The organism is Citrobacter sp. wls711 (assembly GCF_005281055.1).
Classification (GTDB): Bacteria; Pseudomonadota; Gammaproteobacteria; order Enterobacterales; family Enterobacteriaceae; genus Citrobacter; species Citrobacter gillenii.
The window spans coordinates 1-15,159 of sequence record NZ_SZXC01000071.1; the positions used below are offsets into that span (position 1 = coordinate 1).

Consider the following 15,159-nt stretch of genomic DNA (forward strand, 5'->3'; position numbering starts at 1 on the left):
CAGACCAACGTTTAAGAAAATGCAGATTTGCGCCCTGGCTGGCATCATTCCGGCTTTTGCATGAGGGAAAGTCGATGCAGGTTGGCTATGTGCGCGTATCAACAAATGAACAAAACACCGCATTACAGCGTGATGCGCTGGAACGGTCAGGATGTGAGCTAATATTCGAGGATAAAATCAGCGGTAAATCGACAAACAGACCGGGGTTAAATCGCGCTCTCAGGCAATTAAATTCCGGCGATACTCTCGTTGTCTGGAAGCTCGACAGGCTCGGGCGTAGCATGCGTCATCTTGTCTCGATGACTGAAGAGCTTCGCCAGCGCGGGGTTAATTTCCGAAGCCTGACCGACAGCATTGACACCTCAACGCCAATGGGGCGCTTTTTCTTCCATATCATGGGCGCTCTTGCGGAAATGGAACGCGAGCTAATTGTCGAACGAACCCGCGCCGGTCTGGATGCTGCCAGAGCACAAGGCAGAATCGGAGGTCGAAGGCCGAAGCTGACGCCTGATGAATGGGCTCAGGCTGGCCGGTTGATTGCGGCCGGGGAGTCACGACAGCGTGTCGCACTGATTTTTGACGTGGGTATATCGACGCTGTATAAAAAATTTCCGGCGACAAATCCCGTTGTGTAAGCCACCGGCGAACCCTGACAAATAGCCCCCTGTAAACGTACACCCGACAATATCACTCACCCAAACTAACGGAGTTTAACGGATGAGTGATTTTCATCACGGTGTCGAGGTCGTCGAAATTAACGACGGCACCCGTACAATCTCGACGGTATCAACAGCGGTCGTTGGCATGGTCTGCACGGCCAGCGATGCTGACGCCGGGGCATTCCCGCTCAATGAGCCAGTGCTGATTACCAACCCACAAAGCGCCATCGCAAAAGCCGGTACTAAAGGCACCCTGAAAAAATCCTTACAGCTCATCGCTAACCAGTCAAAACCGGTTGTCGTTGTTGTGCGTGTCGCTGAGGGTACCGGCGACGACGAAGAGGCACAGGCGCAAACCATTTCTAACATCATTGGCACCACGGATGAGAACGGAAAATACACCGGGCTGAAAGCGCTGTTAACGGCGAAAGCGGTCACCGGCGTGAAACCCCGTATTCTCGGTGTGCCGGGTCTCGATACTCAGGAAGTGGCGACCGCGCTTGTCTCCGTGGCTCAGAAACTGCGCGCTTTCGCCTATGTCAGCGCATGGGGCTGTAAAACCATTTCTGACGTCATTGCCTACCGTGAGAATTTCAGCGCGCGCGAACTCATGATTATCTGGCCTGAGTTCCTCGGATGGGATACCACGGCCAGCGCCACAACAACCAGCTACGCGACCGCCATCGCGCTGGGTCTGCGCGCCAAAATTGACAATGACACCGGCTGGCACAAAACCCTGTCAAACGTCGGCGTCAATGAGGTCACCGGCATCAGTGCGTCCGTCTTCTGGGATTTGCAGGAAAAAGGCACCGATGCCGACCTGCTGAATGAGGCCGGTGTTACCACGCTGATTCGTGCCGATGGTTTTCGCTTCTGGGGTAACCGTAATTGCTCAGATGACCCGCTGTTTCAGTTTGAGAACTACACCCGCACGGCACAGGTCATCGCCGACACAATGGCTGAGGGGCATATGTGGGCGAACGATAAGCCCATCACCGCGACACTGATCCGCGACATTATCGATGGCATCAACGCGAAATTCCGCGAGCTGAAAAGCGGCGGTTACATCATCGATGCGACGTGCTGGTTCGACGAAGAGGCCAACAGCAAAGAAACCCTGAAGGCCGGGAAACTGTTTATCGATTATGACTATACGCCAGTGCCGCCACTCGAACACCTGACCTTACGCCAGCGCATCACCGATAAATATCTGGCGAATCTTATCTCGTCCGTCAACAGCAAATAAGGAGCCTGACAAATGGCATTACCGCGCAAGCTCAAACTCATGAACCTGTTTATCGACGGGGTAAGTTATCTCGGCGTCGTGCAGTCCGTCACGTTGCCAAAATTAACCCGCAAACTCGAGAAGTATCGCGGCGGCGGGATGAATGGCTCAGCCTCGGTTGACCTTGGCCTCGATGACGATGCGCTGTCGGCTGAAATCTCGCTCGGCGGTTTTCCTGATGATGCTGTCTGGTCGTTATATGCCGCCACCGGTACGGCCTCCGTGCCGCTACGTTTTGCAGGGTCTTACCAGCGTGATGACACCGGCGAGACCGTGCCGGTTGAGGTTGTTCTCCGTGGCCGTCAGAAAGAAATCGACCTCGGCGAAGCCAAGCAGGGCGAGGACACGGAGTCGAAAATCTCGCTCGAGTGCTCGTACTACAAGCTGACACTCAACGGTAAAGATATGGTCGAAATCGACACCGTGAACCTCGTCGAAATGGTGAACGGTACCGACATGCTCGAGGCACACCGACAGAATATCGGCCTGTAATTATTGTCCCGGTCAGCATGGCTGGCCGGGCATCCTGAAACCTGAATTTAACGAGAAATATCATGGAAAAAACTAACGAAAATATCGTCACTCTGATTAAACCCATCAAGCGCGGTGAGCAGGTTATTACCGACGTCACCCTGTTAAAACCGTGTGCCGGAACCCTTCGCGGCGTCAGCCTGGCATCTGTCGCAAACTCTGACGTCGATGCGCTGATTAAAGTGCTGCCACGCATGACCATGCCATCGCTGACCGAGCAGGAAGCCGCCGCGCTGGAGTTGCCCGACCTGCTGTCGTTTGCCGGTAAGGTGGTCGGTTTTTTGTCACCGAGTTCGGCGGCGTAACCTTCCCGAAAAAACTCTCGGTCGATGACCTGATGGCTGACATAGCGGTAATTTTCCACTGGTCGCCATCAGACCTTTATCCCATGAGCCTGACCGAGCTCGTCAACTGGCGCGAAAAAGCGCTACAGCGAAGCGGAAACACGAATGAGTAATAACCTAAAACTCGAAGTGCTGCTGAAAGCTGTCGACCAGGCGACCCGACCCTTTAAAGCGATCCAGACGGCGAGTAAATCGCTGTCTGGTGATATCCGCATGACTCAGCAATCCCTGCGTGATTTGAATGGTCAGGCATCGAAAATCGACGGTTTTCGTAAAACCAGTGCGCAACTGGCGGTAACCGGTCAGTCGCTGGAAAAAGCAAAACAGGAAGCTGAAGCGCTGGCGGTGCAGTTTAAAAACACGGAGCGGCCAACAGCGGCACAGGCCAGAGTGCTGGAGTCAGCGAAACGCGCGGCTGATGGGTTGCAGACGAAATATAACAGCCTCACGCAGTCTGTTAAGCGGCAACAGGCGGAGCTCGGTAAAGCGGGGATTAATACCCGCAACCTGACGAATGATGAAAACCGTCTGAAAAATAATATCAGCGAAACGACAGCACAGCTTAACCGCCAGCGTGAGGCACTGGCGCGCGTCAGCGCGCAACAGGCGAAACTGAGTGCGGTTAAATCCCGCTACGAATCCGGGCAAAAGCTCGCTGCCGGTGCGCGTAATGTCGGTGTGGCCGGTGTTGGTGTAGCGACCGCCGGTGTGGTCGCCGGTGGTGCTGTGCTCAAACCCGGCTTTGATTTTTCGCTGAAGAACTCAGAGCTTCAGGCTGTACTCGGTCTCGATAAAGAATCGCCCGAAATGAAAGCGTTAAAGGGGCAAGCCAGAACGCTGGGCGATAATACGGCTGCATCTGCTGATGACGCCGCAGCGGCACAAATTATCGTGGCAAAATCCGGCGCGGATAAAGACGGTATTCTTGCGCAAACGCCCGCCATTCTGAATATGTCGCTCGCGAATAAAGAAACGATGGAGGATAACGCAAAGTTACTCATCGGTACGAAATCCGCTTTCGGTCTCGCGGATGACAAGGCAACGCATATTGCCGATGTGATCTCGATGACCATGAATAAATCACAGGCTACGTTTGCCGGTCTGAGTGACTCACTGACTTATGTCGCGCCGGTCGCAAAAAATGCGGGTGTGAGTCTGGAAGAAACCGCCGCGATGATTGGCGCGCTTCATGACAACAATATCACCGGCTCGATGGCCGGTACCGGTAGCCGTGCCGTGTTAAGTCGATTACAGGCACCAACCGGCAAGGCATATGACGCGATTAAAGAGCTGGGCGTCAAAACGATGGACAACAAGGGCAATACCCGCCCGATTTTCTCCATCCTCAAAGAAATGCAGGCCAGCTTTGAGAAAAATAATCTCGGTACCGGACAGCGCTCAGAGTACATGAAGGCGATTTTCGGTGAAGAGGCCAGCTCATCGGCCAGTGTCCTGATGGCCGCAGCGGCCAGCGGGAAACTGGATAACCTGACCCGTCTGATTAAAAGCTCTGACGGTAAAACTGAAGAGCTGGTCAAGGTCATGCAGGACAATCTCGGCGGCGACTTTAAAGAATTTCAGTCAGCCTATGAGGCGGTCGGGACTGACCTTTATGACCAGCAAGAGGAGTCGCTCCGCAAGCTCACCCAGACGGCCACAAAATACGTGTTGCAGCTCGATGGCTGGATACAAAAAAATAAAGGACTTGCTCAGACTATCGGCCTTATCGCCGGTGGTGCGCTTGGCCTCATTGCGGTGATTGGCGGTATCGGTCTGATTGCATGGCCGGTCATCGCCGGGATTAACGCCATTATCGCGGCGGCTGGCCTGCTCGGTGCGGTCTTTACGACAATCAGCGGCGGGGTTGTCGCCGCTATCGGTGCTATTACGTGGCCGGTTGTGGCCGTTGCGGCGGCGGTTGTTGCTGGCGCGCTGCTGATTCGCAAATACTGGGAGCCTGTCAGCGCTTTTTTCGGTGGTGTTATCGAGGGGCTGATGAGCGCCTTTGCGCCGGTCGGGGAAATGTTCGCGCCGCTGGCACCCATCTTTGGCGGCCTCGGAGAGAAACTTCGCGGTATCTGGCAGTGGTTTAAAGACCTGATAGCGCCGGTAAAAGCGACTCAGGACACATTAAACAGTTGCCGTAATGTTGGTGTCATGTTCGGTCAGGCACTGGCTGATGCTTTGTTGATGCCGCTTAACGCCTTTAACAAGCTGCGAAGCGGGATTGACTGGGTGCTCGAAAAGCTCGGGGTTATCAACAAAGAATCCAGCTCGCTTGACCAGACCGCGGCGAAAGCCAGTGCGGCGACGCAGAACGGTTACAGCCCGGCTATCAGCTCTTACAACAGCTATCAGCCGGTCACGGCACCTGCCGGTAAAACCTACATCGACCAGAGTCGGCCAACCTATCAAATCAACGTGCCGGGAAACGGTATGCCGGGCGGTCGGTTAGGTAATGATTTACAGGATGCCTTAGAAAAATATGAGCGTGAGAAACGCGCCAAAGCCCGCGCAAGCATGATGCATGACTAAGGAGACCGATTATGATGCTGGCACTAGGTATGTTTGTTTTTATGCGCCAGACGTTGCCCTATCAGAGTATGCAGCGCAGCGCGGATTATAGCTGGACGTCAAACTCCCGCGTCGGGAAGCGTGACGCATTTCAGTATCTCGGTGAAGGGGAGGACAAAATTACCCTGAGCGGTGACCTGTATCCTGAGCTGACCGGCGGCAAGTTTTCGATGCTGACGCTTTATGCGATGGCCGAGCAGGGGCGAGCATGGCCGCTTATTTCTGGCTCAGGCTGGATTTACGGGATGTTTATTGTCAGCAATGTCTCGGAGACTGGCACGGTATTTTTTGAGGACGGGTCCCCCCGAAAAATCAGCTTCACTCTGTCACTGACCCGTGTCGATGAATCGCTCGCGGCGGTCTATGGCGATATCGGAAAACAGGCCGAAAGTCTGGTCGGTAAAGCTGGCGATCTGATGTCTAAGGTGGGGGCTTAATCATGCTGGATATTATCACCGGCGCGGGGGCCACACTGACGCCCGATTTTATGCTGACACTGGAAAGCAAAGATATTACCGGCAATATCAGCGACCGGCTGATTAATCTCTCGATGACGGATAACCGGGGCTTTGAAGCTGACCAGCTCGACATTGAACTCGATGATTCTGACGGACTTGTCGCGCTGCCGATTCGTGGAGCAGTGTTGTCGCTGTACCTCGGCTGGAAAGGTTTCGCACTCGTTGGTAAGGGGCGATTTACCGTCGATGAGGTGGAGCACCGGGGGGCGCCAGATACGGTGACCATTCGCGCCCGTAGCGCTGATTTTCGCGGAACGCTCAATTCACGCCGCGAGGAATCATGGCACGACACCACACTCGGCGCTATCGTCAGCGCGATAGCCGCCCGTAATAAATTAACGGCCAGCGTCGCGGATTCTCTTGCCGGGATAAAAATTCCGCATATCGACCAGTCGCAGGAATCCGACGCTGTTTTCCTGACTCGCCTAGCGGAACGCAACGGCGGCGCGGTATCGGTCAAAGCGGGTAAATTGCTGATGCTTAAAGCGGGAAGTGGTACGACGGCCAGCGGAAAAGCTATCCCTCAGATTACTATCCAGCGCAGTGACGGCGACCGGCATCAGTTTGCTATTGCTGACCGTGGTGCTTACACCGGCGTAACGGCTAAATGGCTGCACACCAAAGACCCAAAACCGGCGAAGCAAAAGCAATCGCTGAAGCTGAAGCGCAAGCCCAAAGAGCAACACCTCCGGGCACTACAGCACCCGAAAGCAAAAGTCGTGGGCAGTAAAACCGCAGCGAAAAAGAAGAAAGAGCAGGAAGCCCGCGAGGGTGAATATATGGCCGGTGAGGCTGACAACGTTTTCGCACTGACGACCATTTACGCGACAAAGGCGCAAGCGATGCGAGCGGCTCAGGCGAAGTGGGATAAATTGCAGCGTGGCGTTGCGGAGTTCTCAATCATGCTGGCAACCGGTCGGGAAGATATTTATCCCGAAATGCCGGTCAGGGTCTCAGGCTTTAAGAGCGTCATAGATGACCAGTCATGGATAATCAGTAAGGTGACCCATAACCTCGGCGGGAATGGCTTCACGACGTCTGTAGAGCTCGAGGTAATGCTCTCTGATGTGGAGTATGAAACGGATAGTGATACGTCAGAAATTGATGATAACTGATTGTTTTATAAGTATTAAGTGGTTAAAATTAGGTCATTAAGTCCAGCCGGTGAGGTGAAAAAATGTTTCATTGTCCGTTATGCCATACAGCCGCTCACGCGCGCACCAGTCGTTACTTTACTGATACCACCAAAGAGCGCTATCACCAGTGCACTAATATTAATTGTAGCTGCACGTTTGTAACGACTGAAACGGTCGAGCGATACATCGTCAAGCCGGGTGAAGTGGTACCGGCATTACCTCATCCGATGCAAAACGGCCAGCAATCAATACCTTGGATGTAGAAAAAGAAAGCCCCGCAAATGCGGGGCTTTTTTGTCGATGTGGTCAATTCGTGGACGTGACCAGAAATAAATCCTTTTATTTCATTTGGTTATCTACAGAAAAATGTCACCAATAACTGACATTGCGGTGTATCTCCAGATGTGCCCCATTCGGGGCCAGAGTGAGTGCACAGTTATTAACTGTGTCGAGTCTGTTTTGGCAGTCATCCATAAGTATAGATAGCTGACGAAAGAGACTTAGTTGCTAAAAAGGCCCCACTTACGTGGAGCCTTTATTGTACGACATTTAACGCGTGATTTCAGTCAAAACCAATTACATGGTCTGAGTGAAAGTACGAGTAATAACATCCTGCTGCTGTTCTTTAGTCAGGGAGTTAAAACGTACTGCATAACCCGATACACGGATGGTCAGCTGAGGATATTTCTCAGGATGTTCCATCGCGTCCAGCAGCATTTCACGGTTCATGACGTTCACGTTCAGGTGCTGACCACCTTCGATGGACGCTTCGTGATGGAAGTAACCGTCCATCAGGCCTGCCAGGTTAGTCTTACGAACTTCGTCGTCTTTACCCAGTGCGTTCGGAACGATAGAGAAGGTGTAAGAGATACCATCTTTAGCGTAAGCAAACGGCAGTTTAGCAACGGAGGTCAGAGAGGCAACAGCACCTTTCTGGTCACGGCCGTGCATTGGGTTAGCACCCGGTCCGAACGGTGCGCCAGCACGACGACCATCTGGGGTGTTACCCGTTTTCTTACCATATACAACGTTAGAGGTGATGGTCAGAACAGACTGAGTCGGGATAGCGTTACGGTAAGTAGTCAGTTTCTGAATTTTCTTCATGAAACGTTCTACCAGGTCAACCGCCATGTCATCAACGCGAGAGTCGTTGTTACCAAACTGCGGGTATTCGCCTTCGATTTCGAAGTCGATAGCCAGGCCGTCTTCGTCACGAATCGGTTTAACTTTCGCATATTTGATTGCAGACAGGGAGTCAGCAGCAACGGACAGACCTGCGATACCACACGCCATGGTGCGAACAACGTCACGGTCGTGCAGCGCCATCAGAGCGGCTTCGTAGCTGTACTTGTCGTGCATGTAGTGGATGACGTTCAGTGCGGTGACGTACTGTTTAGCCAGCCAGTCCATAAAGTGATCCATACGTTCCATCACTTCGTCGAAGTTCAGAACGTCACTTTTGATTGGTTCAGATTTCGGACCAACCTGGATTTTCAGTTTTTCATCAACGCCGCCGTTGATTGCGTACAGCATGGTTTTCGCCAGGTTTGCACGCGCACCGAAGAACTGCATTTGTTTACCAACAACCATCGGGCTTACGCAGCAAGCGATAGCGTAATCGTCGTTGTTGAAGTCCGGACGCATCAGGTCATCGTTCTCATACTGCAGAGAAGAGGTATCGATAGACACTTTAGCGGCGAATTTCTTGAAGTTCAGAGGCAGTTTTTCAGACCACAGAACGGTGATGTTCGGCTCCGGAGAAGGACCCATGGTGTACAGGGTGTTCAGGAAGCGGAAGCTGTTTTTGGTAACCAGAGTACGGCCGTCAACGCCCATACCGCCGATTGATTCAGTTGCCCAAATCGGGTCACCGGAGAACAGTTCATCATATTCAGGCGTACGCAGGAAACGAACCATACGCAGTTTCATGACCAGGTGGTCAATCATTTCCTGAGCGTCTTGCTCAGTGATTTTGCCTGCTTTGATATCACGTTCGATGTATGCATCCAGGAAGGTGGATACACGACCGAAGGACATTGCTGCACCGTTCTGAGACTTAACAGCGGCCAGGTAGCCGAAGTAGGTCCACTGGATAGCTTCCTGAGCGTTGGTAGCCGGACCAGAGATATCGCAGCCATATTTAGCCGCCATTTCTTTGATCTGACCCAGTGCGCGGTGCTGTTCAGCAATTTCTTCACGCAGACGGATAGTTGCTTCCAGGTTTACGCCATTTTCCAGATCGGACTGCAGAGAGACGAACTGAGCGTACTTGTCTTTCATCAGGTAGTCGATACCGTACAGCGCAATGCGACGGTAGTCACCGATGATACGGCCACGGCCATACGCATCTGGCAGACCAGTCAGAATACCGGATTTACGGCAGTTCAGAATGTCTTTGGTATAAACATCGAATACGCCCTGGTTGTGGGTTTTGCGGTATTCGGTGAAGATTTTTTTCAGCATCGGGTCCAGTTCGCGATTGTACGCTTTGCAGGAACCTTCAACCATTTTGATGCCGCCAAACGGAATGATCGCACGTTTCAGTGGAGCTTCAGTCTGCAGACCAACGATTTTCTCAAGCTGCTTGTTGATGTAGCCAGCATCGTGAGAAGTGATGGTAGAAGCAACGGAGGTGTCAAAGTCAACAGGCGCGTGAGTACGGTTTTCCTGTTTAACGCCTTCCATCACGCTGTCCCACAGCTTGGTGGTCGCGTCAGTTGCGCCAGCCAGGAAGGACTCGTCACCCTCATACGGAGTGTAGTTTTTCTGAATGAAGTCACGGACGTTTACTTCATTCTGCCAATCACCTTTGGTAAAACCTTCCCAGGCTGTGGCTAACTTTTCATTAAGCTCGGACATGTAACACCTACCTTCTTAAGTGGATTTTTTATTTACTACGTGTAATGGGCATCAACAAATTAGTGATGATCGTTACCACGTAGGTAAATGACCCAGTATGTCAACCCGACTAACAAACCGCCGCCGATAATGTTACCGATCGTAACCGGAATCAGGTTATCGGTGATGAAATTCATCACGGTCAGGTGTGAAAAATTCTCCGGAGAAGAACCGACAGCGGTCCAGAATTCCGGTGTGGCGAAATCGCGTATTACGATACCCATAGGGATCATAAACATGTTTGCGATACTGTGCTCAAAACCGCTGGCAACAAACATTGCGACCGGCAATACCATGATAAACGCTTTGTCCATCAGGCTACGGCCTGAGTAGCTCATCCATACGGCCAGGCACACCATCAGGTTTGCCAGAATACCGAGGCTGACGGCTTCAACAAAGGTGTGATGCACTTTGTGATCGGCGGTTTGCAGGACATTTAGCCCCCATGCGCCGTTAGCGGTCATATATTCGCCGGAAAGCCACATCAGTAGCACAAAGAGCAAGCAACCTACCAGGTTGCCAACATAAACGTTGAGCCAGTTTTTTGCCAGTTGGCCCCAGGTAATACGTCCACTGGCCTTAGCGACGACAATCAGTACGGTTGAAGTAAAGAGGTCAGCGCCGCAGACAACACAAAGAATCAGTCCCAGGGAAAAGCAGATACCACCGATCAACTTGGCCATACCGAAAGGCATTGTTCCAGTACCGGTCGTGGCGGTGATATAGAAAACAAAGGCAATTGAAATGAACACACCGGCAGTAATTGCCAGATAGAACGTCTTAAGCGGATGTTTCGTTGCTTTATAGACGCCTGCTTCTTCGGCAACTTTGGCCATAGCAGCAGGAAGTATAAGATCAAAAGGGTTGTCAGCTTTCACACTAACTCTCTCTTTATTAAGTCGGCGACGAGATACTAACAAAGCATTATAGATGAGAATTTGATATAGATCATATCTCGCCTGGCTTATAGGCCCGCAAGACGCATGGTTTTTATGCGATTACGGAGTAACTTTTTGATTGTTATAGTAAAAATAAATTTTAAAAATTATAAAGTGAGTTGAATTTTTTCCTTTCGCCTCCCGTTGAGCGGTTAATTAAAATGGAGTAATTGAGATGAAATGCAACACTATCAAGCTATTTTTTTTAATATCAACTACTAATTTTTAACCTTGTTTTTACATTTATTTTTGATTAAGCAAAAATAAAAAAAACGGGGCACAAAATGCGCCCCGTAATATAGCGTAGTCAATTGTTGAAGCCTACTCAGAGCAGGCTAATTGCCATTATTTTGACCAGTATGCTGCTTTTGCGCGCTGCAGTTTTTCATAGGCTTTCAGCAGAGACTGATGCGCCGGGAAAGCCTGCAGATCGCTGTCGACGGACTGGAGGCCATAAAACGGCGCTTCTCCGCTTAATGCAGCACTCGCCGCTTCAACCGCATCGGCACCGTACATACGGACAAAAGCGTTCAGATACTGCAGCGGCTGGCGATCGTCTTCCTGCGACAACAGCAGCAGCGTTTGCAGGCAACGGTAGTAGTTGGCGCGTTCGGCGCTAAAGACCGATGCGTTAAACTCCATTGTCCATTCGGTCCAAATCAGTGCCTGCTCCAGGTCACCGCCGGCCAGTGCCAGCATCACTTTCAGCTCACCAATACGCAGCGTAGACCAGCCGTTGTCTGGACCTGTTGCCAGACCCAGCAGCTCACGTACGCGGGTAAAGTCGTCAAAACCTTCTTCATCCAGTTGTTCGAGCAGGCTGAGATAGTCTTCTTTATCCCACTCGCTGCCCGGCAGAGAAAGAATGGTTTCACGCAGATGTGTGCCCATACCGTTGTTCGCTAACCACAGATCTTCAGCCGGATAAATATCGGACATCCCCGGAACGATGATGCGGCAGGCGTACACGCCCAGATGCTCGTAATCAGCGATATACACTTCTTTATCTTCTGTTTTGAAGATAGCCATCAGGGTGGCGAACTCTTCTTCCGTGGTGCCGGAGAAATTCCAGTCAACGAACGGATAATCGGCATCTTGTTTGAACAAATCCCAGGAGATCAGGCCGCTGGAATCGATGAAGTGGGTTTCGAGGTTGGTATGCTCAGCCACTTCTTCATCATCAAAGGTCGGGGGCATAAAGACATCAAGATCTTTCAGACCGCGGCCCTGCAACAGTTCAGTGACGGTACGCTCCAGTGCCACGCCGAAGTCCGGGTGGGCGCCAAATGACGCAAAGCAGGTCCCGTTAGCCGGGTTAAACAGTACTACGCAGATAACCGGGTATTTGCCGCCCAGCGAGCCGTCATAGGCGAAAATTGGGAACCCTTCGGCTTCCAGTTTGGCGATGGACTCGACCACAGCCGGGTAACGCGCCAGCACGTCGGCTGGGATTTCCGGCAGACTGATGCTTTCTGCGATAATGCGGTTCTTCACATAACGTTCAAAGACTTCAGACAGCCCCTGAACGCGTGCTTCATTTGGGGTGTTACCGGCAGACATTCCGTTGGAAACGTACAGGTTGCCAATGATATTCATCGGAATGTACACGGTTTGGTTATCAGACTGGCGGGTAAACGGCAGACCGCAAACGCCGCGTTCTTCATTGCCTGACTGCAGGTCGATCAGCATGCTGCCGGTCAGTTCATTTTCCGGATCGTAGAACGCGCGCAGACGGGCATCCAACAGACCTTCTGGAACGTCATCCTCTTCGGTTAACGGGAACCATTTTTCGTTCGGATAATGCACGAATGGACCGTTAGCGACAGTTTCACCCAGCCAGAAATCGGCAAAAAAGTAGTTGGTGGACAGACGCTCAAAATATTCGCCCAGCGCGGAAGCCAGCGCCGCTTTTTTCGTCGCGCCTTTACCGTTGGTGAAACACAGTGCGCACTCTTTATCGCGAATATGCACAGACCAAACGTTAGGAACGGGGTTTAACCATGAGGCTTCTTCAATCTGGAAACCAAGGTCGAGTAATTTTTGCTGGAAGCGGGCGATGGAATCTTCCAGCGCGGCATCTTTGCCGGGAATAAATGTTTGCGTCATGAAAATCACTTTTGTCGTACGGAAAGCGCGCAATGATACGGGTTTTATATGAATGGCGCTATCGCCGCCACTGCGGTGACGCAAATAAAAGCGTTGACTATGCTTTCACACGATAACCCACGTTAAGAGTACAAAATGAAAGCATTCGATTTACACCGTATGGCGCTGGATAAAGTGCCCATGGAGTTTCTGGGTGAAGTGGCGCTGCGCAGTTTTTATACCTTTATATTGGTTTTTCTGTTTTTAAAGCTCACGGGGCGGCGTGGTGTACGCCAGATGTCGCTTTTTGAAGTGTTGATTATCCTGACGCTGGGGTCGGCAGCGGGGGATGTGGCGTTTTATGACGATGTTCCGCTGCTACCGGTGCTGGTGGTATTCATTACCCTGGCGCTGCTGTATCGCTTAGTGATGTGGCTGATGGCACACAGTGAAAAGCTGGAGGATCTGCTGGAGGGTAAACCGCTGGTGATCATCGAAGACGGCGAACTGTCATGGTCGAAGCTCAATAATGCCAATATGACGGAATTCGAGTTTTTTATGGAATTGCGGTTGAACGGTGTGGAGCAATTAGGGCAGGTGAAGCTCGCTATTCTGGAGACAAACGGGCAAATCAGCGTCTATTTCTTTGCCGATGAAGACGTCAAACCCGGTCTCAGCATTCTGCCTAAACACTGTACGCAACGCTTTAAGGTGGTACCGGCGGCAGGGGATTATGCCTGCGTACGCTGTAGTGAAGTTATTCACATGCGCGCTGGGGATCATCAATTATGTCCGCGCTGTGCAAATCCAGAATGGACGAAGGCCAGTCGGGCAAAACGGGTCACCTGACAGCGAAAATATCGGTTTTGAGCCGTCAATCCGATAGATTCTGTTGTGTGACGAATGACACATTTTTCCCCTGACCCGTATTACCCATTGCGGCGCGTGTCGCTGAATGATAAAACCGATATCCACAGGAAAAACATATACCCAATGTCTGTCACAGGAATTATTGCCAACGACAGGATGTTGACCGGATAACAACACAACGTGGTGAGGGGAAATGACTCAGGTCTTCAATTTTAGTTCAGGCCCGGCAATGCTACCGGCGGACGTACTTAAACTGGCTCAACAGGATCTCCGCGACTGGAATGGTCTTGGCACGTCGGTGATGGAAATTAGCCACCGTGGCAAAGAGTTTATCCAGGTCGCAGAGGAAGCAGAGCAGGATTTTCGCGATCTCCTCAGCATTCCCTCCAACTACAAAGTGTTGTTCTGCCATGGCGGCGGTCGCGGTCAGTTCGCCGGGATCCCGCTCAATATTTTGGGCGATAAGACCACGGCAGATTACGTCGATGCCGGTTATTGGGCAGCCAGCGCCATTAAAGAAGCGAAGAAATACTGCACACCAAACGTGATTGATGCCAAAGTCACCGTTGACGGCCTGCGGGCGGTCACGCCAATGAGTGAATGGCAGCTTTCTGACAACGCGGCTTATCTGCACTATTGCCCGAACGAAACCATTGATGGTATTGCAATCGATGAGACGCCGAATTTTGCCAGTAACGTTGTGGTGACCGCTGACCTGTCTTCCACCATCTTGTCTGGGCCGCTTGATGTTAGCCGCTATGGCGTAATCTACGCCGGCGCGCAGAAAAACATCGGCCCAGCGGGGCTGACGATCGTCATCGTACGTGAAGATTTACTCGGCAAAGCGCACGTGTCCTGCCCGTCGATCCTCGATTACACCGTCCTGAACGACAATGACTCGATGTTTAACACGCCGCCGACATTTGCCTGGTACCTCTCTGGTCTGGTCTTTAAGTGGCTGAAAGCGCAAGGTGGCGTCAGCGCAATGGACAAAATTAACCAGCAAAAAGCGGAACTGTTGTACGGCGTCATTGATAACAGTGACTTCTATCGTAACGACGTTGCGAAGTCTAACCGCTCGCGCATGAACGTTCCTTTCCAGTTGGCTGACAGCTCACTGGATAAACTGTTCCTGGAAGAGTCTTTTGCTGCCGGTCTGCATGCGCTGAAAGGGCATCGTGTGGTCGGTGGGATGCGCGCGTCTATCTACAATGCAATGCCGCTTGAAGGCGTGAAAGCGTTGACCGATTTCATGATCGATTTCGAGCGTCGCCGCGGCTAGTCTGCTGCTATTTTTCATCCCCACAGCCAGCCTGTGGGG

General features: G+C 51.8%; 14 protein-coding genes. 11 read left to right on the forward strand and 3 right to left on the reverse strand.

The features are described from left to right. Positions 1–74: 74 nt before the first annotated feature. The 9 genes from FDW98_RS20215 (at position 75) to FDW98_RS20255 (ending at position 7,310) form a co-directional block, all read left to right on the forward strand. A complete protein-coding gene (locus tag FDW98_RS20215) occupies positions 75–635 on the forward strand; it encodes a recombinase family protein (protein ID WP_137398940.1) in 561 nt (186 codons plus the stop codon). A gap of 82 nt (positions 636–717) precedes the next feature. Continuing rightward, positions 718–1,905: a phage tail sheath protein gene (locus tag FDW98_RS20220; protein WP_137398941.1), complete on the forward strand. Its 1,188-nt coding sequence runs from the start codon at positions 718–720 to the stop codon at positions 1,903–1,905. Positions 1,906–1,917: 12 nt separating this feature from the next. After that, the gene (locus tag FDW98_RS20225; protein ID WP_023223221.1) at positions 1,918–2,436 is read left to right on the forward strand and encodes a phage major tail tube protein; all 519 of its coding nucleotides are present in this window, start codon (positions 1,918–1,920) and stop codon (positions 2,434–2,436) included. 62 nt (positions 2,437–2,498) lie between these two features. Continuing rightward, a complete protein-coding gene (locus FDW98_RS20230; RefSeq protein WP_079935220.1) occupies positions 2,499–2,780 on the forward strand; it encodes a phage tail assembly protein in 282 nt (93 codons plus the stop codon). 32 nt (positions 2,781–2,812) lie between these two features. Further along, entirely contained in the window at positions 2,813–2,932 is a 120-nt protein-coding gene (locus FDW98_RS20235; protein WP_000763326.1) for a GpE family phage tail protein, read from the forward strand. Continuing rightward, a complete protein-coding gene (locus tag FDW98_RS20240; RefSeq protein WP_137398942.1) occupies positions 2,925–5,354 on the forward strand; it encodes a phage tail tape measure protein in 2,430 nt (809 codons plus the stop codon). Before FDW98_RS20235 ends, FDW98_RS20240 begins: the two co-directional genes overlap by 8 nt. 11 nt (positions 5,355–5,365) lie before the next feature. Further along, on the forward strand, positions 5,366–5,830 hold the full coding sequence (locus FDW98_RS20245; protein ID WP_137398943.1) for a phage tail protein: 465 nt from the start codon (positions 5,366–5,368) through the stop codon (positions 5,828–5,830). 2 nt (positions 5,831–5,832) lie between these two features. Then, positions 5,833–7,026, forward strand: a complete 1,194-nt coding sequence (locus tag FDW98_RS20250) for a phage late control D family protein (RefSeq protein ID WP_137398944.1) — start codon at positions 5,833–5,835, stop codon at positions 7,024–7,026. A gap of 62 nt (positions 7,027–7,088) precedes the next feature. Beyond that, positions 7,089–7,310, forward strand: coding sequence for a DNA-binding transcriptional regulator (locus tag FDW98_RS20255; protein WP_052746971.1), 222 nt, complete (start codon positions 7,089–7,091; stop codon positions 7,308–7,310). A 313-nt stretch (positions 7,311–7,623) separates the two neighbouring features. Here FDW98_RS20255 and pflB read toward each other — a convergent pair whose 3' ends face one another. From pflB to ycaO, 3 genes are all read right to left on the reverse strand, one after another. Beyond that, positions 7,624–9,906 (reverse strand): formate C-acetyltransferase, encoded by a 2,283-nt coding sequence (pflB, locus tag FDW98_RS20260; protein ID WP_096757685.1) that lies wholly within the window; start codon positions 9,904–9,906, stop codon positions 7,624–7,626. 59 nt (positions 9,907–9,965) lie between these two features. Beyond that, positions 9,966–10,823: a formate transporter FocA gene (focA, locus tag FDW98_RS20265; protein ID WP_135322512.1), complete on the reverse strand. Its 858-nt coding sequence runs from the start codon at positions 10,821–10,823 to the stop codon at positions 9,966–9,968. Positions 10,824–11,228: 405 nt separating this feature from the next. After that, positions 11,229–12,989, reverse strand: a complete 1,761-nt coding sequence (gene ycaO / locus FDW98_RS20270; protein WP_096757683.1) for a 30S ribosomal protein S12 methylthiotransferase accessory factor YcaO — start codon at positions 12,987–12,989, stop codon at positions 11,229–11,231. 135 nt (positions 12,990–13,124) lie between these two features. Here ycaO and FDW98_RS20275 point away from each other — a divergent pair, with 135 nt between their 5' ends. Then, the gene (locus FDW98_RS20275) at positions 13,125–13,817 is read left to right on the forward strand and encodes a DUF421 domain-containing protein (protein WP_096757682.1); all 693 of its coding nucleotides are present in this window, start codon (positions 13,125–13,127) and stop codon (positions 13,815–13,817) included. Between the two features lie 214 nt (positions 13,818–14,031). Continuing rightward, positions 14,032–15,120, forward strand: a complete 1,089-nt coding sequence (serC, locus tag FDW98_RS20280) for a 3-phosphoserine/phosphohydroxythreonine transaminase (protein WP_096757681.1) — start codon at positions 14,032–14,034, stop codon at positions 15,118–15,120. Positions 15,121–15,159 lie beyond the last annotated feature (39 nt).

Bases quoted from the DNA above. Each gene is read 5' to 3' on its own strand.
- FDW98_RS20215 (WP_137398940.1), top strand. From the start codon at position 75: ATGCAGGTTGGCTATGTGCGCGTATCAACAAATGAACAAAACACCGCA.
- FDW98_RS20220 (WP_137398941.1), top strand. From the start codon at position 718: ATGAGTGATTTTCATCACGGTGTCGAGGTCGTCGAAATTAACGACGGC.
- FDW98_RS20225 (WP_023223221.1), top strand. From the start codon at position 1,918: ATGGCATTACCGCGCAAGCTCAAACTCATGAACCTGTTTATCGACGGG.
- FDW98_RS20230 (WP_079935220.1), top strand. From the start codon at position 2,499: ATGGAAAAAACTAACGAAAATATCGTCACTCTGATTAAACCCATCAAG.
- FDW98_RS20235 (WP_000763326.1), top strand. From the start codon at position 2,813: ATGGCTGACATAGCGGTAATTTTCCACTGGTCGCCATCAGACCTTTAT.
- FDW98_RS20240 (WP_137398942.1), top strand. From the start codon at position 2,925: ATGAGTAATAACCTAAAACTCGAAGTGCTGCTGAAAGCTGTCGACCAG.
- FDW98_RS20245 (WP_137398943.1), top strand. From the start codon at position 5,366: ATGATGCTGGCACTAGGTATGTTTGTTTTTATGCGCCAGACGTTGCCC.
- FDW98_RS20250 (WP_137398944.1), top strand. From the start codon at position 5,833: ATGCTGGATATTATCACCGGCGCGGGGGCCACACTGACGCCCGATTTT.
- FDW98_RS20255 (WP_052746971.1), top strand. From the start codon at position 7,089: ATGTTTCATTGTCCGTTATGCCATACAGCCGCTCACGCGCGCACCAGT.
- pflB (WP_096757685.1), bottom strand. From the start codon at position 9,906: ATGTCCGAGCTTAATGAAAAGTTAGCCACAGCCTGGGAAGGTTTTACC.
- ycaO (WP_096757683.1), bottom strand. From the start codon at position 12,989: ATGACGCAAACATTTATTCCCGGCAAAGATGCCGCGCTGGAAGATTCC.
- FDW98_RS20275 (WP_096757682.1), top strand. From the start codon at position 13,125: ATGAAAGCATTCGATTTACACCGTATGGCGCTGGATAAAGTGCCCATG.
- serC (WP_096757681.1), top strand. From the start codon at position 14,032: ATGACTCAGGTCTTCAATTTTAGTTCAGGCCCGGCAATGCTACCGGCG.